Source organism: Klebsiella quasivariicola (assembly GCF_002269255.1).
Taxonomy (GTDB): domain Bacteria; phylum Pseudomonadota; class Gammaproteobacteria; order Enterobacterales; family Enterobacteriaceae; genus Klebsiella; species Klebsiella quasivariicola.
Genome location: NZ_CP022823.1, coordinates 3,611,939 through 3,634,945 on the forward strand (window position 1 = coordinate 3,611,939; position 23,007 = coordinate 3,634,945).

The window sequence follows — 23,007 nt, forward strand, 5'->3', positions numbered from 1 at the left end:
CATGACGAATCGTACTCAACGCCTGAAAGCCAGTCTCTTCGCCCAACCGCGCGAAATCTCTCTTGAACGCGCCCTGCTGTATACCGAGAGCCATCGGCAAACGGAGGGCGAGCCGGTGATTATTCGCCGGGCGAAGGCCACCGCCTGGATCCTCGATAAGGTGATGATTTCGATTCGTGAAGATGAACTGATTGCCGGCAACCGCACCGTCAAACCGCGGGCAGGCATTATGTCGCCAGAGATGGACCCCTACTGGCTGCTTAACGAACTCGACACCTTCCCGACCCGTCCGCAGGACCGCTTCGCAATAAGTGAAGAAGACAAGCGGATATATCGGGAAACGCTGTTCCCCTACTGGGAAAAGCGCTCGATGAAAGATTTCATCAACGGGCAGATGACCGACGAGGTCAAGGCCGCGGTCCGCACCCAGATCTTCAGCGTTAACCAGACCGATAAAGGCCAGGGCCACATCATCATCGACTATCCCCGCCTGCTCAATCATGGTCTCGGCGCGCTGGTTGCGGAGATAAACACCCTCTGCGAACAGCAACCCGAGAACCCCTTTTACCAGGCCGTGCTGATCCTGCTGGAGGCCTCCCGGCGCCATATTCTGCGCTACGCCACGCTGGCCGAAGAGATGGCTACGCGCTGTCAGGACCCGCAGCGTCGCCAGGAGCTGGCCACCATCGCCGCTATTTCGCGCCATAACGCGCAGCATCGGCCAACGGACTTTCCCCAGGCCTGCCAGTTGTTCTGGTATATGAACATCATTCTGCAGTACGAATCCAATGCCAGCTCGATTTCGCTGGGGCGTTTTGACCAGTATATGCTGCCGTTTTATCAGGCATCGCTAAATCAGGGTCAGGATCCCGCCTATCTCAAGGCGCTGCTGGAGTCGCTGTGGGTGAAATGCAACGATATCGTCCTGCTACGCTCCTCCAGCAGCGCGCGCTATTTTGCCGGTTTTCCCACCGGCTATACCGCTCTGCTCGGCGGGTTGACGGAAACCGGGCGCAGCGCGGTCAATGTGCTGTCATTTTTATGCCTCGACGCCTATCAAAACGTGCAGCTGCCGCAGCCGAATCTTGGCGTGCGGGTCAACGAGCTGATTGACCGCCCGTTTCTGCGCAAAACCGCCGAAACCATCCGCCTGGGCACCGGCATCCCGCAGATTTTCAACGACGAGGTGGTGGTGCCCGCCTTCCTTAACCGCGGCGTATCGCTGGAAGATGCCCGTGATTACGCGGTGGTTGGCTGTGTGGAGCTCTCCATTCCGGGCCGCACCTACGGCCTGCACGATATCGCCATGTTTAATCTGCTAAAGGTGATGGAAATTGTGCTGCAGGAAAATGAAGGGCAACCGGAAGTGAGCTGGGACGGGCTTATCCGCCAGATCCGAGATAAAATTCGCTACTACATCAAGCTGATGGTCGAGGGCAGCAACATTTGCGATATTGGTCATCGCGACTGGGCGCCGGTGCCTCTCCTCTCCTCGTTCATTGCTGATTGTATCCAGCACGGCAAAGACATCACCGCCGGCGGCGCGCGCTATAACTTCTCCGGCGTCCAGGGCATCGGTATTGCCAACCTGAGTGATTCGCTTTATGCCCTGAAGGGGATGGTCTTCGACCAGCAGCGCCTCAGCTTTGACCAACTGATGGCGGTGCTGAAAGCCAACTTCCAGACGCCAGAGGGAGAAAAAATCCGCGCCCGGCTGATCAACCGTTTTGAAAAATATGGCAACGATATCGACGACGTCGACAATATTAGCGCCGATCTGCTGCGTTTTTACTGCAAAGAAGTGGAGCAATATCTGAACCCGCGCGGCGGCCACTTTACGCCCGGATCCTATACCGTCTCAGCGCACGTGCCGCTGGGTTCGGTGGTCGGCGCCACGCCGGATGGCCGGCTGGCCGGCGAACAGCTGGCGGATGGCGGCCTTTCGCCGATGGTCGGTCAGGACGCCCAGGGGCCAACGGCGGTGCTGAAATCAGTGAGCAAGCTGGATAATTATCTGCTGTCGAACGGCACGCTATTGAACGTCAAATTTACGCCGGCGACGCTGGCCGGCGACGGTGGGTTGAACAAGCTGGCAGACTTTTTACAGGCTTTCTGCAAGCTCAAGCTGCAGCATATCCAGTTTAACGTGGTCAACGCCGACACCCTGCGTGAAGCCCAGCAGCGGCCGCAGGACTTCGCCGGTCTGGTGGTGCGCGTTGCGGGCTACAGCGCCTTCTTTGTTGAGCTGTCAAAGGAGATTCAGGATGACATTATCCGCCGCACCGCGCATCAGCTGTGAGGTCATCGACACGCGCCCCGACCGGGCGCGCATTTTTAACCTCCAGCGCTACTCGCTCAACGATGGCCAGGGGATCCGCACGTTGGTCTTTTTTAAAGGCTGCCCCCACACCTGCCCGTGGTGCGCTAATCCCGAGTCAATCTCCCCAAAAATTCAGACCCTGCGCCGGGAGAGCAAATGCCTGCACTGCGCCCGCTGCCAGCAGGACGTCGCCGAGTGTCCGTCCGGCGCATGGGAGCAGATCGGTCGCGACGTAACGCTGGACACCCTGCTGCAGGAGGTGCTGAAAGACGAGGTCTTCTTCCGCGCCTCCGGTGGCGGTGTTACCCTCTCCGGCGGCGAAGTGCTCATGCAGGCCGAATTTGCCGCCCGCTTTCTCCGGCGCCTGCGCCAGTGGGGGATCCATACCGCCATCGAAACCGCCGGCGACAGCGCCTTCAGCCGTTTTTTACCGCTGGCCGAAGCCTGCGATGAAGTGTTATTCGATTTAAAAATCATGGACCCTGAGCGGGCGCGGTCGCTGCTGCGAATGAATCAGCCGCGGGTCATGGACAACTTTCGCCAGCTGGCAGCGCGAGACATCAACCTGATCCCGCGAGTGCCGCTGATCCCCGGTTACACCATGAGCCTTGAGAATTTTCGTCAGATTCTGGCGTTCCTCGCGCCCTTCGCGCTTAAAGAAATACACCTGCTGCCGTTTCATCATTATGGCGAGCCAAAATATCGTCTGCTGGGCAAACGCTGGCCGCTGGCTGGCGTAAACGCCCCAGAAGAAGCAGAAATTCTTCCTTACCGGGCGCTGGCCGAAGCGGCCGGCTTCCACGTCACTATCGGCGGTTAACGCCAAGAGGATGTTATGGACTTCAATATCGTCGCCGTCACCGCCTGCGTCAGCGGAGTGGCGCACACCTATATGGCCGCTGAACGGCTGGAAAAGGTCGGTCATCATGAAAAATGGCACCTGAAGGTGGAAACCCAGGGCGCGCTCGGGGTGGAAAATCGCATTACCGCGGAAGATATCGCCCGCGCCGAAGTGGTGCTGCTGGTGACGGATATCGAAATTGATGACGCCCAGCGCTTTTGCGGCCTGCGGACAATTAAAACCAGCATTCAAAGCTTCCTGCTGCAGCCGCAGCAGATCGTCGAGGCCGTGAAAAGCATCATGAAGAAGCCGGTCGTCTATCTGGAGATCCCCTGACCGGCTCCGGGCCTTACTCTACATCCAGCAGCCACTTTTGCGCCGGCGTCAGGCGGCTTGCCGTCTCGGGCGTCAGCCAGCGCCGCTGGTCCTGCTGCGCAGTATCCGCGCGATCGATATATAACCCATGCAGCACACGTCGTCTGCTGCCCTCACGATTACGCGTACCGCCGTGCCAGGCGTGGGCGTTGTAAATCATCACGCTCCCGGCCGGCGCGGCGAAAACAATTTCTTCAGGGTGGGTCAGCTCCGGGTCGGCCAGCACCTCCTCCGGTAACTCGGGGCGAAGATGGGTACCGGGGATAATCCGCGGCGCACCGTTGGCGGCGCTCAAATCGTCTATCGCCCAGATGGTATTCACCAGGTGGACTTTAGGAAAATCCGGGCGCGGCTTTTTCCAGTCGGCGTGCAGCGGCTGATGGCCGCCGTTATACAGCGCCTCGCGCGCGTTCAGACTGGAGACTTTAAAATCGCCGTTGAAGATATAGCGGCAGGCGGAGAGGATCAGCGGGTGCGACCAGACTTTCTCCCAGATAACGCCTTTATTCACCAGGTTGGCGATCCGCGTCGCCGTCGCCTCCTGGTGGTGTTCCATCGCCAGATTGTCACCTTCACGTTCCACCAGGGTATCAATTAGCTGGCGCATTTCGCTCAGCCACTGAGCGTCTACAACGTTATGCACAATGGTGTAGCCGAGGGTGTCGAGCTCGTATTTCATTTGTGCGCTAAGCGCCAGACCGGCGCCCAGCGCATCGAGAAAGCTAGCCGAGGATGAGTTCATTTTGCGTTCCTTTTTAACGTTCCGATAACACAAACAAACTCTACTGGTCCACACGGGGTATGACAGGAGGGGAGCGCTACGAAAAACTGGACATACGTACGCGAGCCAACAAAATGTGATGGGCATCAACAATCTCGTTTCCGGTGATGCATGCGCTGCACCTGGCCGGGAATTCGCGGCGCAAAATGGCGAAACAAACGCTGCCTGGCAGGAAAAAATAGCTTACCATCAACGGGATAATGCGCATTCTGAGGGCAAGCAATGATTGAAGATCTGCCGGATATTCTGCATCGGTTAATCAGTCAAAAAGATCACTTACAGGTGAGATTTCCTGAACCGGATATCTCCGTGCCTGCCCTCGCCTTCAACGTGCCGTTTCCACGTCTGGAAATAGTGCTGGAGGGCCAGCTTACTGAGCAGGGACTGCCGCTGGCCGCCTCGACGTTAACCACCCTGCAGGTGCTGTACGTTCAGGCGGGAAAATGGACGCTGCCACAGTGGACCGGACCGGCAACCACCCTGAGCGTCCTGTTTGGCCGGCAGAAGCTGGGTTTCAGTATTCAGCGCTGGGACGGGAAAAGCCTGCACACGGAAAAACAGAGCGTGGCCCGCCTCGGGCCGCGCGTGGGCTCCTACCTGCTGCTGAGCCTGAATGAAGTCAGCCTGCAGCCCGATCCGCTGACCGCACGGCTGGTGGTCGCTGCGCTGCTGAGTCACTGTCGTGAACAGCTGGTCGGGCTGGAGATGCGCGTCAGCCGCAGTCGGGATCTGTTCCTCGCCGTCCAGGACTACCTCGAGGAGAATCTTAGCCTGCCGTTAACGCGGGAATCGGTAGCCAAACGTTTTCACATCACGCCCAACTACCTTTCGCATATTTTTCAGAAATCAGGCTCGGTAGGATTTAATGAATATCTGACGCGGGTACGCCTGGAAAAAGCGAAGCAGCTGCTGCGCGGCTATGACCTGAAGGTAAAGGAGATCGCTCATAACTGCGGCTTTGTCGACAGCAACTATTTTTGCCGGGTGTTCAAACGTTACACCGAACGCTCGCCGTCGGAGTATCGGCGACACTGCCGCAGCGCACAGCAGGCCTAACCTTCAGCCGGGGAATATTATGCCCACTCCACGCGTCCGCGCCCGTTGTGCTTGGCTTTGTACAGCGCCTCGTCGACTTTGCGGATAAACGTCTCCTGGGCTTCGCCTGGCCGCCACGTTCCGACGCCAATGCTGATCGACAGCGGCGTTTGGTTATTGATCAGAATGGTACGGGCATTATTGAGGATATCCTGCGCCAGGGCATGCAACTCCGGCTCTGACTGGCCGTCGACGATGATGGCAAACTCTTCACCGCCGATACGCGCCGGCTGGACGTGTTCGCCGGTCAGTTTCGCCAGCTGTTTCCCCAACGAAAATAACACCTCATCCCCCACCAGATGCCCCCAGGTATCATTAATTTTCTTAAAAAAATCGATATCCAGGATCATCAGTCCCAGCCCCTGTCCGGATTTCTCGCGGATCGTGTCGATGAAAAAACGGCGGTTGGGCAACTGAGTGAGTTCATCCTTCAGGGATTGCGAGCGCGCATCAACATACAGCAGATTGATCCGCTCAATAATTTTGTAGACCCCCACCACGGTAAATAACATCCCGGAAAGGCGCAGCAGATCTTCGCAGTAATAGCCCATCCAGCGCGGCTGCACCACGATCTCATCCATTACGTCAAAGGTGCCACCGGCAATCCACAGCAGCAGCCCATAGCGCACCCAGTTAACGGCAATATGGCTCATCCGCACCCTGGCAGAGCTCCAGAGCATAAACACCAGAAACAGTAAGGCCAGCAGATCGATATAGAGTCCGGGGTTGGCCAGGATCTCACCCAGCGTGCCAATCGGCGGCGATACCAGCGCACAGCCGACAGCGACGGCGACGATAACCAGCAGCGCAGGCAGGAGCGTCCCCCGGGGCAGAGCGGCCGAAATGGGGCGATTCGCAGGATGTTGGCATTCAGGCATAGCGATGTCTCATGGTAACAGCAGGGCCGATCGCGGGACAGAATAGCAGGTAAGCGCAGCGGGACGAATGAAAAAGCGTCGCATAGGTCAATGACGGCGTGGTGGACTGACCCCGCGGAATTGTTCCAACGTACTACCACTCCATGGCGACGAGGTCAGTGGCGCGGATACTATCGGCTTCATCCGCCATCTGATTAGCATTCTGTGCGGCACCGCTGTAACCCGGCGCCGCCTGCTCAGGGATTAGCCGCTAAACACCCGCGCCTTGCCGCTGACCGTCAGTTGCACCGTCGCGCCGGGCTGCCACGCCGGCTGGCTGACGGTTCGCAGCACTATTGGCCGATCTTGCCCGACCATCGACAGCGTCAGTGTGGAAAGATGGCCTGAAAAATCGACATCGCGAATGGTCGCCGTACTCTCCTGCGGGGCGCTCACGCTGACGCTGAGCTGTTCCGGACGCAGCATCACCTTTCCTTCACCAGCAGGATGCAGTGCGTCCGTCGCCAGATCGCCCAGCACGCAGCTTGCCCTTCCGGGGCTCAGACGTGCGGGAAGGATCAGGGCATCACCAAGAAACAGCGCCGTCTCTTCATCCACCGGCTGCGAGTAAACCGCCAGGGGGGTCCCCACCTGAGCGAAACGCCCCTCGCGCATCACCGCCACCTGAGTGGCGAACGACAGCGCCTCGTTCTGGTCATGAGTCACCAGAATCGAGGCGATACCCGTCTCGGCCAGCAGATCGGCGGTCGCTTTACGCGTGCTGGCGCGCAGTCCGGTATCCAGTGCCGAAAACGGCTCATCCAGCAGCATTAGCGCCGGCTGCTGCGCCAGCGCGCGGGCCAGGGCAACGCGCTGCTGCTGACCGCCGGAAATTTCGTGTGGCCAGTGGCGCGCCAGGCCGTGATCGAGGGCAACCATCTCCATCAGCGCGCCCACCCGGCGACGTTTCTCCTCGCGGCTGACGTCCAGCCCCCAGGCGATATTGTCCGCAACATTGAGATGAGGGAACAGCGCTCCCTCCTGCGGGACATAGCCGATCCGTCGCTGATGCGCGGGGACAAACGCCCCCTCGGCGAAAAGAGGCGCTCCGTGCATAACGATCCGCCCGCTGTCGGGCGTTTCGAAGCCGGCAAGAATGCGCAGCAGCGTGGTTTTTCCCGAGCCTGACGGACCCACAATGGCCGTCCGGCTCCCCGGCGCCACCGTCAGATTGAGATTATCGAGGACCCGCACGTCGGCGAAGGATTTCGAAATAGAAGACAATTCCAGCATGTTACAACCCTGCCATTTTTTTCGACTGCATATAAAGAACCGCGGTCAGCGGCAGCGAAATGACGATCATCAGTAGCGCGTACGGCGCCGCCGCCACATAGTCGATCTCGCTGGTTAAGGCCCAGAAGCCGGTCGACAGGGTGCGGGTGCCTAGTGGCGAGAGCAGCAGCGTGGCGGTAAGCTCATTGCTCACGCCGAGGAACACCAGCGCGGCGCCGGCGGTCGCCCCCGGGGCGGCAAGCCGCATGGTGATGCTCCACAGGGCGCGGGCCGGGCTGCGTCCGAGGCTACGGGCGACGTTTTCCAGTTCCACCGGCGCCTGAGCGATACCGGCGCGCAGGTTAATGAGCGCGCGCGGCATAAACATCAGCAGGTAGGCGAGAAACAGCGTCACTTCCGTCTGGTACACCGGGCGGGCATAGTGGATGGTGACGGTCACCAGCGCCAGCGCGGTGACGATGCCGGGCAGCGAGCTGGTGATGTAATTACACCCCTCCAGCAGGCGGAACAGCGGACGCGGATAGCGCACGCCGAGCCAGGCGATGGGGATCGCGCAGGCCGTTGTCAGCAGCGCCCCGCCCGCCCCCAGTAACAAGGTTTGGCGCAGCGAATGCCACAGATCGGCATGCAGCCAGTTGTCGATGCCCCCCAGCCATAGCCAGCGGCACAGGACCAGCAACGGCACTCCCATCGCCAGCATCACCAACAGCAGAAGCAGTAGCTGCGCGCTAAAAGCGGCCCCTTTTCCCAGCACCAGGCGTTGCTGCTCGCGCGCCGCCCCGGCGCCGATACGCGCGTAACGCGCTTTACCGCGTGAGGCGCTCTCCAGCAGCAGGATCGCCAGACAACACAGGGCCAACACGCCTGCCAGCATGTTGGCGGCCGGACCGCTGAAGGTCGACTGGAACTGATCGTAAATAGCGGTGGTGAAGGTATCGAAGCGGATCATCACATACAGGCCATATTCCGCCAGCAGATGCAGGGCCACCAGCAGCGCACCGCCGCAGATAGCCAGTCGCAACTGCGGAAGCACCACCCGGAAAAAGACTTTCCACGGCGGCGTGCCCAGCGATGCGGCGACATCTTCAAGGGTAGGATCGAGGCGGCGCAGCACGGCTGCCACCGGCATATAAATAAACGGATAGTAGGCCAGCACCGAGAGAAACACCCCGGCGGAGAGGCCATGCAGCGATGGCACGGCGCTGATCCAGGCGTAGCTCTGGACAAAAGCCGGAATCGCCAGCGGCGCCACCGCCAGCGCCGCCCACAGCTGCCGACCGGCCAGCGCGGTACGTTCCGTCAGCCAGGCCAGCGTCACGCCGAGCACAATGCTGATGGGGACCGCCAGCATCGTCAGCCACAGGGTATTGTTGAGCAACTCCCCGACCCGCGGACGAAAGACCAGCGCTTTGATCGTCAGCCAGCCGGTGTCGAATCCGACGGCCACCACAAACCCTAACGGCAACAGCGCCAGCAATGAAAACAGCAGCGCTAACGCAACCATCGGAAATGCAGGACGCCTGCGCTCGGGCAGGCGTCCTGTTTTCTTTCCGAGCGACAGACTCAGAACAGACATAGCAACATCACTTCCTCAGGATCAGAGCAGGCCAGCCTGCGTCATCAGCTCAATGACCTTTTTGCTGTTCAGCGAGGAAGGTTCCACCTTCGGTGCATCCAGATCTTTCAGCGGGGTCAGTTTCGGGTTAGAGGCCGCGTCTACCCCCACCGCATATTCGAAGGCGTTATTGGTGCGTAGCGCATCCTGCCCCTGCTTGCCGGTGATCCATTTAATAAACGCCTGCGCCTGCGCTTTATGTTTGCTGGAAGCCAGCACGCCGCCGCCGGAAAGGCTGACGAAGGCGCCCGGATCCTGATGTTTGAAGTAATACAGTTGGGTGTTTTTGCTGTTCTCGCCGGTTTTTGACTGGTCGACGAAGCGATAGTAGTGGTAGATCACCCCGCCGTCGATCTGCCCGGCGTTGACCGCTTTCATCACCGTGCTGTTGCCTTTGTAGGCGACAAAGTTGGTTTTCATCGCCTTCAGCCAGTCGAGAGTCGCCTGCTCACCCTTCAGCGCCAGCATCGCGCTGACGATAGCCTGGAAATCAGCCCCCGATGGTGAAGCCGCCCAGCGCCCTTTCCACTCCGGTTTTGCCAGATCCATCAGGGAATGCGGCAGTTGCGCCTCGCTGATTTTCGCCGGGTTGTAGACGAAAACAGTGCTGCGGGCGGCGATGCCGATCCAGCGCCCATGCTGCGGACGGTATTGCGCCGGAACCTGCTGCAGGGTGGCGGCATCCAGCGGGGCGAAAAGTTTGGCATTATCGACCAGCACCATCGACGGTGAGTTCTCGGTCAGAAACACATCGGCCGGCGACGCGGAACCTTCCTGAACCAGCTGATTACCCAGCTCGCTGTCATCGCCATTGCGCAGCGTGACCTTAATACCCGTCTCTTTGGTGAATCCATCCACCCACGACTTCACCAGATTTTCGTGCTGAGCGTTGTAAACCACGATCCCATCGTGACCGTCAGCCGCCATTCCCTGCGGCGCCAGAAACAGAGAAGCGGCAACCAGCGCTGCCGTGCGGAAAGGCGATAAGCGAAACTTCATGAACGCATCCTTAATGAAATGGGACAATAAACGGTGAATAGCCTGAACGGAGGGGATTAAATCACAGCAAAAAAAGAATGATAATGAAAACAATTATCATAAACTTAAAAAAGCAAAAAATAACGTCGGCGCACCACTCTGGATGGGAAAATGCTTAAAAACATACCGCACCGGAATTTATATTAAGAAAACATTAAATTTCGATTTTTTATTGTCGGTGGAAAAATCTGCCGTTGTTACATGCGGTAAGCGGCCTTGCCAGTGGGTATTGTGATATGGATCATATTTTTAATATGCTCAATCATCGCGAAAGATTTCCCCCTTCTACGATCATTGAAAAGCCTTTACCGCCAGATGGACGGTTCCCTTTATGCCTAATTACCTTAGCACGCTAAATAAATGAAAGAGATAAAGCGGCGAAATGCATGGATTGCCTTTTCTCTGGCACTGGTGGTATTTCTTGCTGGCGTGTTTGTCATTAACTGGCAATTGTGGCATTCAGACCAGGCTGCCCATGTCGATGACGCCAAACAAGCGGCGAAGAAAATCGCCGTGATCCTTGATGAGGCGCGTGCCGCAACGGCCACTGCACTGAATGTCAGCAGTGCCGGTTGCTCCGGTCAGGGTCAGTTCCAGCTCGGAACGGAAGCCGCGCTGCAGCCACATCTGCGTACTATCCTGCTGGTAAAAAACGGCAAGGTGTGGTGCTCGTCACTGCCAGGTAACCGGGTTTTGACGCTCCATGCTGAGGCATTACCGGACGAACCGCTGCTGTTGTTGCCATCCCGAATGATGGTCAATAAACGACCGGTACTGATCTATCAAACACGGTCGGCAGAGGTCAAAGTTATTGTCAGTATCAGCGACGTGCATCTGCGCGATGCCCTGTATAGCGATACGGATAACGACGGGCTCGCACTCTGGGTACAGAACCAGATGATCGCCAGATATGGCGATGTACAAACGCTAACAAACCAGCCTCAGTTGGGCGTATTTTCCTCAGCGGACTACCCGTTTCGCATCGTCTATCCTGAGTCTCCCTTTTTTAGCCCCGGTCGCTTATTTCATAATGGTTTCGGTCTGTTGATTTTTATTTTCTCCGTTTCGCTGCTGTTCTATTTCCTGCTGCGGAAATACCTCAATGTGTATACCTCAGAAGAGGAAAACCTGCGCTATGCGATAACCCAGGGCGATATCGTTCCCTTTTACCAGCCGCTGGTGAATGGGAAAACCGGGGAGATATACGGCGTGGAAATTCTCGCCCGCTGGCAAAACACCACCCCCCAATGGCGTTCGCCCGCGGAATTTATTCCGCTGGCCGAACGTACCGGCTTAATTATTCCCCTAACCCGCAGCCTGATGGCGCAGGTTAACGCGCAGATGAGACCACTCTTTAGTAAACTTCCGGATGGGTTTCATATTGGCCTCAATATCAGCGCGTCCCATATTAACGCCCCAACGTTTATCGATGATTGCCTGCACTTTCAGCACGGTTTTGAGGGTAAAGCGGTAAAGCTGATGCTGGAGATCACCGAACAGGAACCGCTGTTGCTCAACGGCGCGGTTGTCGACAAACTCAATAAATTGCACAATCGCGGGTTTTCCATCGCGCTGGACGATTTCGGCACCGGCTATTCCGGGCTTTCCTATCTTCACGAGCTGGTTTTCGACTATATCAAAATCGATCAGAGCTTTGTTGGCCGCGTGACCGTTGAGGCACCGTCTAGCAAACTGCTGGACTGCGTGATAGAGATGGCGCGGACGTTGTCATTGCGCATCATTGCCGAGGGCGTCGAAACTCAGGCCCAGCTGGAATATCTTAATCGCCAGAATATTCATCTGCTGCAGGGCTATTATTTCTGGAAGCCGATGCCCTACGTCGCGCTGGTCATGCTTCTTCTGAGCAAACCCAAAGCGAAGATTATCGAACAATAAGCGGGCGCTCCATAACCCGCTGGCAACCCTGACCGCATAAACGTTATAACGAGGTGAACGCGTTTAACACATCCTGGCGGGTCTCCTGAATGGCAAAGATGCGATCCATACGGGTGAGCTTAAACAGGTTTTTAATCGTGTCATTGAGCGAACACAGCGCCAGCTCGCCCTGACCATTGACGCTTTTCAGAATGGATACCAGCGCGCCAAGACAGCTACTGTCAATGAAATCGACGTGACTCAGATCCAGCAGCACATTTTTGGTATCCGGATCGATAGCCTCCAGAACCTGCTGCTTAAACGCCTGCACGACGGAAGCATCCAGTCGGCGCACCAGTGGCACAATAATTTTTACGCCCTGCTCGGTGTGTAATTCAACGTTCATGCTCATCCTCAATAGTGACTGATATTCGTCGACGAGTCCCTTTTTTGCCCGGCGTGTTCGCTCTTTAGCTGGTGATACCCCAAATATCCCGGGCGTAGCCACGTATGGTTCTGTCGCTGGAAAATTCGCCCATCCGGCAAATATTGAGTAAGGCCCGACGGTGCCATTGTTCCGGCTGTTCAAAATCGATCATCGCCTGCTGCTGCGTCTGGCAATAGCTGTCGAAATCCAGCAAATGGCAGTAATGATCGCCCTCCACCAACATATGGTGAAGCGGCGCAAATAGCTCACGATCGGCGGTAAACAACCCAGACACCAGGGTATCGACAACACGCGCAATAGCCGGATTCTGATGATAGAAAGTATGGTGATACCCGATGCGCCGGCTCTCTTCAATCTCTTCCGCCACGGCACCAAACAGATAAAAATTGTCCGCCCCCACGGCCTCGCGAATTTCGATATTCGCCCCATCATAGGTACCGATAGTTAACGCGCCGTTCATGGCAAACTTCATATTGCTGGTGCCGGAGGCCTCGGTACCTGCCGTGGAAATCTGCTCGGACAGATCCGTCGCCGGAATAATTTTTTCCGCCAGCGAGACTTTATAGTCTTCGAGGAAAACGACTTTAAGTTGTCCGGCAATCTGTGGGTCGCGGTTAATTTTTCGGGCAACGGTGTTAATTAACTGAATAATCAGCTTCGCCATTCGATAGCCCGGTGCCGCTTTGCCCGCAAACAAATGCACCTTAGGCGCGATAGTCTTCCCTGTCTCTTTGATATCCAGGTAAAGCGCGATCACGTGAAGAATATTGAGCAACTGACGCTTATATTCATGGATACGTTTGACCTGACAATCAAACATCGCCAGCGGATCCAGCGCGATGCCGTAGCGTTGAGCCACCAGCTGGCTGAGCACGGTTTTGTTGGCAAATTTAATGGCCCGGATGTTATCAATAATAGCGGTATCATCGGCCAGGCTTTCCAGACTGGACAGCAAGGGTAAATCGGTCGGCCACCCTTCTCCCAGCTGTTGGTGCAAAAATGCTGCCAGGCCGGGGTTCGCCTGCTGCACCCAGCGACGCGGCGTAACGCCGTTGGTCTGATTAATGAATTTCTCCGGGGTCAAAAAATAAAAGTCGGGCACCAGTTGTTTCTTGACCAGCTCCGAATGCAGCCATGCCACGCCGTTCACGCGATGGCTACCGACAATGGCCAGATTGGCCATACGAATTTGCTTATCGTGATGTTCATCGATTAAAGACAGCGAAGATAACAGATGATTTTTATCCGGCCAGCGCCGGGCCACCTCTTCAAGGAAACGATGGTTGATCTCAAATATAATTTGCAAATGACGCGGCAGCAGTTTTTCAAACAGCGTTACTGGCCAGGTCTCCAGCGCTTCCGGCATCAACGTATGATTAGTGTAGGCACAGGTGTTTTGCGTTATTTCCCACGCCTGCTCCCACGGCAGTCGGTATTCATCCACCAGGATCCGCATCAGCTCCACGACCGCTAATGCCGGATGGGTATCATTAAGCTGAATAGCCACATGCTGCGACAGGAAAGAAATATCGTCATTAACTTCGGCATAATCACGGAATATATCCCGCAGCGTACAAGCCACCAGAAAATATTCTTGCGTCAGCCGCAACTCTTTTCCGGTGAGCACCTCATCGGATGGATAGAGTATTTTTGAAATATTCTCCGATGCAATTTTATCACTCACTGCCTTAATATAATCGCCGCGATTGAAAATATGGATATTAAAGGAGTCAGAGGCCACCGCGCTGTAGAGCCGCAGCTTGTTGGTCGTCGTATCCCGGTAGCCGGAAACAAAATAATCATGGGGAATACCGACGATGGTTTTCCAGCCCAGCCACATTGGATTGTAATTGCCATCAATATCTTCGCTGTGTTCGATATATCCCCCCAGCGGGACCAGGATTTGCTGAGCATGATGCGCCACCAGCCATGGTGAATGCATGGAGTGCCAGTCATCCGGATGCTCGATCTGCTGGTCATTTTGAAAGGATTGGCGAAACAGACCATATTCGTATTTGATGCCATGCCCGGATGCAGCAATATCAAGGGTAGCCATCGAGTCGATAAAGCATGCAGCTAAACGCCCTAACCCGCCGTTGCCCAGCGCGGCATCTGGCTCTTCGTCAAGGAGCTGATCAAGATCAAAACCCAGGTCGTGCACCACCTGACGCATCTCCGCCAGTAAATTCATATTTAGCAGGTTATTACGCAACGACTGGCCCAGTAAAAACTCCATCGACAGATAGTAAACACGTTTTTTACGTTGTTCACGTTGCCGCGTCTGGCTCGTCAGAAAATGGTCCTGTTGAAAATGACGAATGGCCAGCGCCACCGCGTTAAAAATATCGCCATGCGTAGCTTTATTTAAGCTAACACACAATGCGTACTTTAATTGCTGTTCAACTAACGCCCGTAATTCTTTGATATTTTGCGGGTTAATGACAGGCATGCTGACCTCACTGGTCTCTGTATCTGTGTAAAAACCATGGCAGGTAAATCATCATTTTTCCAAGTATAGACGAAGATATTTTGCCGAATGGTTTTTATTCCTCAGCACCATTGCCGTTTATAACGAGAGGCTAATAATTAAAATAACAACACGTTGCATTGGATGGATCGTCATCTTTTGCCAGCGATAACGCTACAGGCAAGGCGGGTTTGCGGGGTTGGGAAGTGAAAGCGCCGTCAAGACGGTCGTGGGGAAAGCAAAAAGGGGTTACCTTTCGGTAACCCCTTCTTTTATATGGCGGAAGCGCAGAGATTCGAACTCTGGAACCCTTTCGGGTCGCCGGTTTTCAAGACCGGTGCCTTCAACCGCTCGGCCACACTTCCGGTGTGAGGCGCACTATAAACACCTCGGCGGATGCTGTAAAGCACCATTTTGTTCAACTGCCTTAAAAACAAACAATTTTGTGTTATTCGTCTGAATTTCAGGCAGTTCGCGCAGAAAATCAGCGCCCTCACCGCTATCAGAGGACTATTTTTTAATGTACATGTCTTTAGTGTAGTAATACCCCAGCTTATCCGGCGTGAAACCGCCCACCCTGGGTTTCACTAAATGGGTGCGCACATAGTGATAGACCGGAATGGCGGGAACATCCTGCGCCAGCAGATCTTCCGCCTGCTGATAGTATTTGCCCCGGGTCGCCACGTCGGGGGCTTTCGCCGCGTTGCGCAGGGCCGCGTCGTAAGCCGGGTTGCTGTACTGACTGGTATTCTCACTATCCCCGGTACGGAAAGTATTGAGGAAGGTGGCGGCATCGTCGTAGTCGGCGATCCAGGCATAGCGGACGGCGTCAAAGTTATGCGTATGCATGGTATCGAGCATCGTCTTCCACTCCTGGTTTTGCAGCTTCACCTCGACGCCGAGGTTTTTCTTCCACATTGAGCTGGCGGCGATGGCGATACGCTGGTGCGATTCAGAGGTGTTATACAGCAGGGAAAAGACCAGCGGATGGCTTTCATCATACCCCGCCTGCGCCAGTAGTTTTTTCGCCTCGGCAATTCGCTTCTCGCGCGGCCAGCTGGCGTAGTCCGGGTTGTGCAGCGTCACGCCGCCGATATCCGGTTGACTGATCAGCCAGGCCGGGCGCTGCCCCTGGCCAAGCACTTTTCCGGCAATGATATCTTTATCAAGCGCCATATTCAGCGCCCGACGCACGCGGGCGTCGTTAAACGGCGGCCGGGTAGTATTGAATTCGTAGTAATAGGTCGCCAGCTGCGGCGAAACGTCCAGCTGGTCGCCCATGGTTTTCTGCAACTGCGCAAACTGATTGATCGGCACCGTATAAACAATATCAATCTCCCCCGCTTTGTAGCGGTTGACATCGGCGGCCTCCGAAGTGATCGGCAGGTAAGTCACTTTATTAATAACGGTGTGCGCATTATCCCAGTACTTCGCGTTACGTTCAGCCACCAGCCGCTCATTCACCACCCATTGGGTCAGCTTATACGGGCCGCTGGTGACGATATGCTCTGGTCGGGTCCATTTATCGGCAAAACGCTCCACCAGCACTTTGTCGATCGGTACCAGCGAAGGGTGCGCCAGCATCGCCAGGAAGGCGGCATTCGGCTCGGTCAGAGTGACCTGCAGCGTGGTGTCGTTCAGCGCTTTTACCCCCAGCGTCTCGGGTCCCTTTTGCCCCAGGGCAATTTCGCGGGCGTTGGCGATATGCATATTGCCGGGATAGCTCGCATAGGGCGAGGCGGTGGCCGGCGAGACCAGCCGTTGCCAGCTCCAGACGATATCCTGCGCCGTGATGGCCGTGCCGTCGGACCAGGTCAGACCGGGGCGTAAATGGAAGGTCCATAACAGGTTGTCCTTGTTTTCCCAGCTTTCCGCCAGCCGCGGCTCGATCGCCCCCGCAGGCGTCACGCTGACCAGCCCTTCAAAGAGATCGCTAATGATGTTGAATTCAATATCGCTCTCGACTTTGTGCGGATCGAGTGACGCCGGTTCACTGCCGTTATTTCTGACCAGCTCCTGCTTTTCCGCCAGCTGAGTACCCGGCGGCACCTGCGCCGCCAGCGCCCCGCCGATCGTGGCCAGCATACTTACTGCCAGGAGTGTTCGCGTGATGTGATTTTTGTTGTGTAATGTCATTTCCCTTTGCCTTTGACGTACGGGGCTATCCCCCTCTTCCACACTTAGTCGCAGAAACGCAATAAGGCAATATTTTTCAGTGACCTATAAGATTTCGATCGGCTCAGCGACGCGAAAAGCGAAAATATATCGCTTTTCCCTATCTATATAGAATTTTATGCTAGGCAAAAGCGCTAAAAACTAAGTAAAGATGGGTAAAAGGATTAGGGCTTCACGCTTGTTTTTCTTATTCTTTATCCCTAATTACATCTGTCATAAGAGAGTGACTCATGGATCGCATAATTACATCATCGCGTGACCGTTCCTCGCTGCTTAGCACGCACAAGGTTCTGCGTAATACCTACTTCCTGCTCAGCCTGACGCTGGCGTTTTCCGCTATCACCGCCACCGCCAGCACAGTGCTGATGCTCCCTTCGCCGGGTCTCATTTTGACCCTCGTGGGGGTGTACGGTCTGATGTTCCTGACCTACAAAACGGCGAATAAACCCACCGGGATTATTTCCGCCTTCGCCTTCACCGGCTTCCTCGGCTATATCCTTGGACCGATGCTGAACGCGTATCTTTCTGCCGGCATGGGCGATTTGATCGGCCTGGCGCTGGGCGGTACGGCGCTGGTCTTCTTCTGCTGCTCGGCCTACGTGCTGACGACGCGCAAAGACATGTCGTTCCTCGGCGGGATGCTGATGGCGGGCGTGGTGGTCGTCCTGATTGGTATGGTCGCTAACCTGTTCCTGCAGCTGCCGGCGCTCCATCTGGCGATTAGCGCGGTGTTCATTCTGATCTCTTCGGGCGCCATCCTGTTCGAGACCAGCAACATCATCCGCGGTGGTGAAACCAACTACATCCGCGCGACGGTTAGCCTGTATGTCTCGCTGTACAACATCTTTGTCAGCCTGCTGAGCATCCTGGGCTTCGCCAGCCGGGACTAACCGCTCCCCTGCTAATCCGGAGGCCTCGCTTATGCGGGGCCTTTTTTTTTGCTACACTGCGGCCAGTTTCAGGCGGTATGTGAAAAATCATGTTTATTTTTGAAGGCAATGAAATTGAGACGGATAGCGAAGGCTATCTGAAAGATACGACTCAGTGGAACGAGGCGATGGCGGAAGTTATCGCCGCGCAGGAAGGGATAACGCTCGCCGTTGAGCATTGGGAAGTGGTGCGCTTTGTGCGAGAGTTTTACCTTGAATTCAACACCTCGCCAGCGATCCGCATGCTGGTGAAGGCGATGGCCAACAAGTTTGGCGAAGAGAAAGGCAACAGCCGCTATCTCTATCGCCTGTTCCCGAAAGGCCCCGCCAAACAGGCGACCAAAATCGCCGGGCTGCCGAAGCCGGTGAAGTGCATCTAATACAGAATCGCGAATTTGTCCCAGCTGCGGGTGGGTTGATGGGGCTCGGTTAACACCCGGTCAACCCGCGCGCTGCGCGGCCCCCCGGCTTTCAGCCAGGCTATGAGTTTTTCCACCTGCGCCGCCTCGCCGCAGGCAAGCACTTCCACCCCGCCGTCATCCAAATTACGGGCATAGCCGGTCAACCCCAGCTGCAGCGCTTCCCGCTGCGTCGAATAGCGAAACCCTACCCCCTGAACCGAACCGTAAACCCATGCCATGGTGCAGATACTGGCCATTATCTTCTCCTTTTGCTCACCCTTTACGCTGAGAATAGCAAATTCGCTCAGCGTACGTGCTTCGGCAGTAAACCATAGTGCTGACGAAAGCGCGCGGTAAAGCGCGAACCCGACTGATATCCGCTATTCTGCGCAATTTCGCCTATCGACCGCGAAGTGGTCTGCAGCTGCCCCAGGGCGTGGGCCATCCGCACCTCCTCGACGATCTGGCGGAAACTCTGCGATTCCTGCTGCAGCCGACGGCGCAGCGTGGACTCGCCGAGAAAGAGCATTTTCGCCACCCGCGACACGCTCCATGCCTGCGCCGGCGACAGCATGACCAGTTGTCGAACCTGCGCCGACAGATCCTGCTGCCGCTCGACGAGCAGCGGGCCCGCATAGCCCGCCTCGTGCAGGGCCAGCAGCAGGCCCATAGTCTGGTGGAGCTGTAGAGAGGTGGATAATCCCTCCCGCACCGCCTGCAGAACGTTTTGCCACATAAACGCCAGCTCTGTCGTCACCGGGGCGCAGAGCGAGGTCAGACGCCCTGGCGGTGGTTCTCTGAGATAACGAGTCTTAAACGTCGTCAACAGCTCGGGGGTCAGCGACAGCAGATCGGAGCAAAAGAGGCCGTTCTCCGGCTGGTTAATCACCTCCAGCTCCACGTCAGCTGGCAACACAATCAGCTGTTGCGGCGTCGCCAGCACCCGGCTCTCCCCTTGCACAATCACTTTGCTGCCGCGTTTCACCCGACAGAGCGCCGGGGAGAACAGCCGCACGCGATGCAGCCTGCACAGCCGTCGGGTAGTGATCTCTGCCGCGGTTAAGGCGTTATGCTGAAAGTGGATACTCTCCATGCGACCGACCTTTTATTTTAGCGCCCGGCCATCGCCGTCAACTGTGCGCTGGCGAGAGCATGGCTGTGTAACAGATAGCCGACCAGCGCCCCGCTGGCCCCGGCATCCACCGGCAGCGTGGGGACATCCAGCGCCCATACCGTAAAGCGGTAGCGGTGTGGTTTGTCTCCCGCCGGCGGACAGGCGCCGCCGAAACCGGCATAGCCAAAATCATTGCGGCCCTGCACCGCTCCGCCCGGCAGTGTAGCGCTGTTTTTATCTCCCGCGCCAGCGGGCAACGAAAAGACGCTGCTGGCGATATTGACCACCGTCCAGTGCCACCAGCCGCTGCCGGTAGGCGCATCGGGATCCCGGACGGTGACCGCGAAGCTGCGCGTCCCCGCCGGGGCATTTTTCCATGCCAGCTGCGGAGAGACATTGCCTCCGGTACAGCCGAAACCGGCAAACCAGTGCTTCCGGGCCAGCGCCTGCCCGTCATGCATATCATCGCTGCTCACGCTAAACGGCGCAGCCATCGCGCCGCTGCTCACTGCCGCGACCATCGCCACGGCCATGCGGATACCTGTTTTCATCGTCTGCTCCTCGTTGGGGTGAGAAAACAGGGTATGAGAGTCCGCACAAACTGAATGTGCCGAAGCGCCTGCATTTTGTGCCGAAACGCTCACCTGTGCCTGCCGGGCGAAAGATGCTTGCGTGCGCCAGGTGTGCTACTCTACGCGCCATTTTTCGGTGCCGACATTCCCGTTGCTTAAAGGTAGCTCCATGACAGATTCCCTATTCCCCCGCTTAGTGTTAGCCAAAGGACGCGAGAAATCCCTGCTGCGTCGCCATCCGTGGATTTTCTCAGGCGGCGTCGCCCGCATGGAGGGTAAAGCCCGCAGCGGTGAAACCATCGATATTGTTGACCATCAGGGAAAATGGCTGGCCCGCGGCGCTTACTCGCCGTCGTCGCAGATCCGCGCCCGCGTGTGGACCTTCGACCGCAATGAAGCCATCGATAGCACCTTCTTTGAACGCCGCCTGCAGCAAGCGCAAACCTGGCGGGCATGGCTGGCCGAGCGCGATGGTCTCGACAGCTACCGTCTGATCGCCGGCGAGTCCGATGGGCTGCCGGGCGTGACTATCGATCGCTTTGGCAACTTTTTCGTGCTGCAGTTGCTCAGCGCAGGCGCCGAATACCAGCGGGCCGCCATCATCAGCGCCCTGCAGAACCTGTTCCCGGACTGCGCCATTTACGATCGCAGCGATGTCGCCGTGCGTAAAAAAGAGGGACTGGAGCTGGCCCAGGGGCCGGTGGTGGGCGAGCTGCCCCCGGCGCTGCTGCCGATCACCGAGCACGGCATGAAACTATTGGTTGATATCCAGGGCGGGCACAAAACCGGCTACTACCTCGACCAGCGCGACAGTCGCCTGGCGACCCGTCGTTATGTTGCGGATAAGCGGGTGCTGAACTGCTTCTCTTATACTGGCGGCTTTGCGGTGTCAGCGCTGATGGGCGGCTGCCGCCAGGTCACCAGCGTGGATACCTCTCAGGAAGCGCTGGACGTCGCCCGACAGAACGTCGAGCTCAACAGACTGGATCTGTCGAAAGCGGAATTTGTGCGCGACGACGTGTTCAAACTGCTGCGTAAATACCGCGATCAGGGAGAGAAATTCGACGTGATCGTGATGGATCCGCCGAAATTCGTGGAAAACAAAAGCCAGCTGATGGGCGCCTGCCGCGGTTATAAAGATATCAATATGCTGGCGATCCAGCTGCTGAACCCCGGCGGCGTGCTGCTGACTTTCTCCTGCTCCGGCCTGATGACCACCGATTTATTTCAGAAAATCATCGCCGATGCCGCAATTGATGCCGGGCGTGATGTACAATTTATAGAACAGTTCCGTCAGGCTGCCGACCACCCGGTGATCGCAACCTACCCGGAAGGGCTGTATCTGAAGGGGTTTGCCTGTCGCGTCATGTAACTTGAAAAACGAAACATGAGCCTCATATAGGGAGTATTCATGTTTCCCAGGAGGTGCCTATGATAGCCAGCAAATTCGGTATCGGCCAACAGGTCCGCCATACGCTCTTGGGCTACCTGGGTGTCATCGTCGATGTCGATCCTGAGTATTCACTCGCGGAACCGGAAGAGGATGAGATTGCCGCCAATGACGAACTGCGTGCGGCGCCCTGGTACCATGTGGTGATGGAAGATGATGATGGTCAGCCGATCCACACCTATCTGGCAGAAGCGCAGCTGAGCAGCGAAACCCGCGACGAACACCCGGAACAGCCGTCCCTCGACGAACTGGCCAAAACGATTCGTCAGCAGCTGCAGGCTCCGCGCCTTCGCAACTAAAACAAAACCCCGCCAGGCGGGGTTTTTTGTTATTTTGCTAATCCCAGTCGCGGTAGCTCAATGGCCGGGCAACGATCCATCACCACGTTCAATCCGGCTTCTCTGGCCAGCACCGCGGCCTGTTCATTGATCACCCCCAGCTGCAGCCACAGCGTTTTCGCGCCGATGGCTATCGCCTCTTGCGCCACGCCCCACGCCGCTTCTGAATTACGGAAGACATCAACCATGTCGACCTTTTCCGGAACGTCGGCGAGCGTCGCATAGCCCTGTTGCCCGAGCAGCGTCTTGCCCGCCACCTTCGGCGAAACCGGGATCACGTGATACCCCTGATCCAACAAATACTTCATGACCCGATAGCTCGGGCGGTCAGGCTTATCGCTGGCGCCGACCAGCGCAATTGTCCGTGTCGACGTCAGAATGCCGGCAATATCGTTCTCTTTCATGGGTTCCTCCTGCTATTTCATCTAAGTGTATGCTAATCCGCAGCAGGCGGCCATCCAGGCTAACCCACAGATTCGACAAAATTTTCACCCGGATGCTTGCAGCGACAGCCACATTCAGTAATCTGTTTGCAGGTCAAAATGTGGAATGAAATTATGGAACTGACAACTCGTACCCTGTCCGCGCAAAAACATATCGCGCTGGTGGCTCACGATCACTGTAAAGATATGCTGATGAAATGGGTGGCACGCCATCAGGCGCTGCTGGCGCAACACGTTTTGTATGCCACCGGCACCACCGGTAACCTGGTCTCGCGGGCTACCGGACTGGAGGTTAATGCCATGCTGAGCGGCCCAATGGGCGGTGACCAGCAGGTGGGCGCACTCATCTCAGAAGGGAAAATCGACGTGCTGATCTTCTTCTGGGATCCACTGAACGCAGTACCTCACGATCCGGACGTTAAAGCCTTGCTGCGCCTGGCCACCGTCTGGAACATTCCGGTCGCCACTAACGTCTCCACCGCTGACTTCATCATCCAGTCACCGCACTTTAATCAGCCGCTCGATATTCTGATCCCGGATTATCCGCGCTATCTTGCCGAGCGCCTGAAATAACCCAGCC

General features: G+C 56.7%; 22 protein-coding genes, 1 tRNA gene and 1 pseudogene. 11 read left to right on the forward strand and 13 right to left on the reverse strand.

Features of this window, described 5'->3' with window-relative positions:
* Position 1 precedes the first annotated feature (1 nt).
* From B8P98_RS18220 to B8P98_RS18230, 3 genes are read left to right on the forward strand one after another with little or no spacing between them, the layout of a single operon-like run.
* Positions 2-2,299: a formate C-acetyltransferase gene (locus B8P98_RS18220; RefSeq protein ID WP_025713861.1), complete on the forward strand. Its 2,298-nt coding sequence runs from the start codon at positions 2-4 to the stop codon at positions 2,297-2,299.
* Complete coding sequence (locus B8P98_RS18225; RefSeq protein WP_025713862.1) at positions 2,265-3,140, forward strand: [formate-C-acetyltransferase]-activating enzyme; 876 nt, start codon at positions 2,265-2,267, stop codon at positions 3,138-3,140. The genes B8P98_RS18220 and B8P98_RS18225 overlap by 35 nt, the downstream gene beginning before the upstream one ends.
* Positions 3,141-3,155: 15 nt before the next feature.
* Positions 3,156-3,497 (forward strand): PTS fructose-like transporter subunit IIB, encoded by a 342-nt coding sequence (locus B8P98_RS18230; protein ID WP_025713863.1) that lies wholly within the window; start codon positions 3,156-3,158, stop codon positions 3,495-3,497.
* 13 nt (positions 3,498-3,510) lie between these two features.
* On the opposite strand, the gene B8P98_RS18235 is transcribed toward B8P98_RS18230, so the two are convergent.
* Positions 3,511-4,278, reverse strand: a complete 768-nt coding sequence (locus B8P98_RS18235; RefSeq protein ID WP_025713864.1) for a phytanoyl-CoA dioxygenase family protein — start codon at positions 4,276-4,278, stop codon at positions 3,511-3,513.
* Positions 4,279-4,539: 261 nt separating this feature from the next.
* Here B8P98_RS18235 and B8P98_RS18240 point away from each other — a divergent pair, with 261 nt between their 5' ends.
* Complete coding sequence (locus B8P98_RS18240) at positions 4,540-5,373, forward strand: helix-turn-helix transcriptional regulator (protein ID WP_080924452.1); 834 nt, start codon at positions 4,540-4,542, stop codon at positions 5,371-5,373.
* Positions 5,374-5,390: 17 nt separating this feature from the next.
* Here B8P98_RS18240 and B8P98_RS18245 read toward each other — a convergent pair whose 3' ends face one another.
* The 4 genes from B8P98_RS18245 to B8P98_RS18260 form a co-directional block, all read right to left on the reverse strand.
* Positions 5,391-6,290 carry a GGDEF domain-containing protein gene (locus B8P98_RS18245; protein ID WP_025713866.1) on the reverse strand — a complete coding sequence of 300 codons (900 nt, stop codon included), beginning with the start codon at positions 6,288-6,290 and terminating at the stop codon, positions 5,391-5,393.
* Positions 6,291-6,533: 243 nt separating this feature from the next.
* The gene (locus B8P98_RS18250) at positions 6,534-7,562 is read right to left on the reverse strand and encodes an ABC transporter ATP-binding protein (protein ID WP_025713867.1); all 1,029 of its coding nucleotides are present in this window, start codon (positions 7,560-7,562) and stop codon (positions 6,534-6,536) included.
* A gap of 1 nt (position 7,563) precedes the next feature.
* A complete protein-coding gene (locus tag B8P98_RS18255) occupies positions 7,564-9,138 on the reverse strand; it encodes an ABC transporter permease (RefSeq protein WP_167382677.1) in 1,575 nt (524 codons plus the stop codon).
* Between the two features lie 21 nt (positions 9,139-9,159).
* Positions 9,160-10,176 (reverse strand): iron ABC transporter substrate-binding protein, encoded by a 1,017-nt coding sequence (locus B8P98_RS18260; protein ID WP_025713869.1) that lies wholly within the window; start codon positions 10,174-10,176, stop codon positions 9,160-9,162.
* 399 nt (positions 10,177-10,575) lie between these two features.
* Here B8P98_RS18260 and B8P98_RS31695 point away from each other — a divergent pair.
* Together B8P98_RS31695 and B8P98_RS31700 are read left to right on the forward strand one after the other, a co-directional pair.
* Positions 10,576-11,178, forward strand: a pseudogene (locus tag B8P98_RS31695) (CSS-motif domain-containing protein); the annotation flags it as partial.
* Entirely contained in the window at positions 11,161-12,111 is a 951-nt protein-coding gene (locus B8P98_RS31700) for an EAL domain-containing protein (protein ID WP_374221737.1), read from the forward strand. The pseudogene B8P98_RS31695 and the gene B8P98_RS31700, both read left to right, overlap by 18 nt.
* 43 nt (positions 12,112-12,154) lie before the next feature.
* Here the strand turns inward: B8P98_RS31700 and B8P98_RS18270 are convergent, their stop codons facing one another.
* From B8P98_RS18270 to B8P98_RS18285, 4 genes are all read right to left on the reverse strand, one after another.
* Positions 12,155-12,496, reverse strand: a complete 342-nt coding sequence (locus B8P98_RS18270; RefSeq protein ID WP_087805450.1) for an STAS domain-containing protein — start codon at positions 12,494-12,496, stop codon at positions 12,155-12,157.
* Between the two features lie 64 nt (positions 12,497-12,560).
* A complete protein-coding gene (locus tag B8P98_RS18275; protein ID WP_087805448.1) occupies positions 12,561-14,987 on the reverse strand; it encodes a glycogen/starch/alpha-glucan phosphorylase in 2,427 nt (808 codons plus the stop codon).
* Between the two features lie 295 nt (positions 14,988-15,282).
* Positions 15,283-15,370: transfer RNA gene (locus B8P98_RS18280), tRNA-Ser, on the reverse strand.
* Positions 15,371-15,515: 145 nt separating this feature from the next.
* On the reverse strand, positions 15,516-17,141 hold the full coding sequence (locus B8P98_RS18285) for an ABC transporter substrate-binding protein (protein ID WP_025712919.1): 1,626 nt from the start codon (positions 17,139-17,141) through the stop codon (positions 15,516-15,518).
* A gap of 269 nt (positions 17,142-17,410) precedes the next feature.
* Between B8P98_RS18285 and yccA the strand changes: the two genes are divergently transcribed.
* The gene (gene yccA, locus B8P98_RS18290) at positions 17,411-18,070 is read left to right on the forward strand and encodes an FtsH protease modulator YccA (RefSeq protein WP_025712920.1); all 660 of its coding nucleotides are present in this window, start codon (positions 17,411-17,413) and stop codon (positions 18,068-18,070) included.
* A gap of 89 nt (positions 18,071-18,159) precedes the next feature.
* Entirely contained in the window at positions 18,160-18,489 is a 330-nt protein-coding gene (gene tusE, locus B8P98_RS18295; protein WP_025712921.1) for a sulfurtransferase TusE, read from the forward strand.
* On the opposite strand, the gene yccX is transcribed toward tusE, so the two are convergent.
* Genes yccX through B8P98_RS18310 form a run of 3 tightly spaced genes read right to left on the reverse strand, consistent with a single transcriptional unit; the run spans position 18,486 to position 20,175 of the window.
* A complete protein-coding gene (yccX, locus tag B8P98_RS18300) occupies positions 18,486-18,767 on the reverse strand; it encodes an acylphosphatase (RefSeq protein ID WP_025712922.1) in 282 nt (93 codons plus the stop codon). The genes tusE and yccX overlap by 4 nt on opposite strands.
* 47 nt (positions 18,768-18,814) lie before the next feature.
* Complete coding sequence (locus B8P98_RS18305; protein WP_087805446.1) at positions 18,815-19,603, reverse strand: AraC family transcriptional regulator; 789 nt, start codon at positions 19,601-19,603, stop codon at positions 18,815-18,817.
* Positions 19,604-19,620: 17 nt separating this feature from the next.
* The gene (locus B8P98_RS18310; protein WP_087805444.1) at positions 19,621-20,175 is read right to left on the reverse strand and encodes a YbhB/YbcL family Raf kinase inhibitor-like protein; all 555 of its coding nucleotides are present in this window, start codon (positions 20,173-20,175) and stop codon (positions 19,621-19,623) included.
* Positions 20,176-20,365: 190 nt separating this feature from the next.
* Here B8P98_RS18310 and rlmI point away from each other — a divergent pair, with 190 nt between their 5' ends.
* Both rlmI and hspQ read left to right on the forward strand, forming a co-directional pair.
* Complete coding sequence (gene rlmI / locus B8P98_RS18315) at positions 20,366-21,568, forward strand: 23S rRNA (cytosine(1962)-C(5))-methyltransferase RlmI (RefSeq protein ID WP_087805442.1); 1,203 nt, start codon at positions 20,366-20,368, stop codon at positions 21,566-21,568.
* 59 nt (positions 21,569-21,627) lie between these two features.
* Complete coding sequence (hspQ, locus tag B8P98_RS18320; protein WP_002898441.1) at positions 21,628-21,945, forward strand: heat shock protein HspQ; 318 nt, start codon at positions 21,628-21,630, stop codon at positions 21,943-21,945.
* A 29-nt stretch (positions 21,946-21,974) separates the two neighbouring features.
* Here hspQ and B8P98_RS18325 read toward each other — a convergent pair whose 3' ends face one another.
* Complete coding sequence (locus B8P98_RS18325) at positions 21,975-22,388, reverse strand: CoA-binding protein (protein WP_002898434.1); 414 nt, start codon at positions 22,386-22,388, stop codon at positions 21,975-21,977.
* 153 nt (positions 22,389-22,541) lie between these two features.
* On the opposite strand from B8P98_RS18325, the gene mgsA reads away from it, so the two are divergent.
* The gene (mgsA, locus tag B8P98_RS18330; protein ID WP_008805898.1) at positions 22,542-23,000 is read left to right on the forward strand and encodes a methylglyoxal synthase; all 459 of its coding nucleotides are present in this window, start codon (positions 22,542-22,544) and stop codon (positions 22,998-23,000) included.
* The last annotated feature ends 7 nt before the right edge of the window (positions 23,001-23,007 follow it).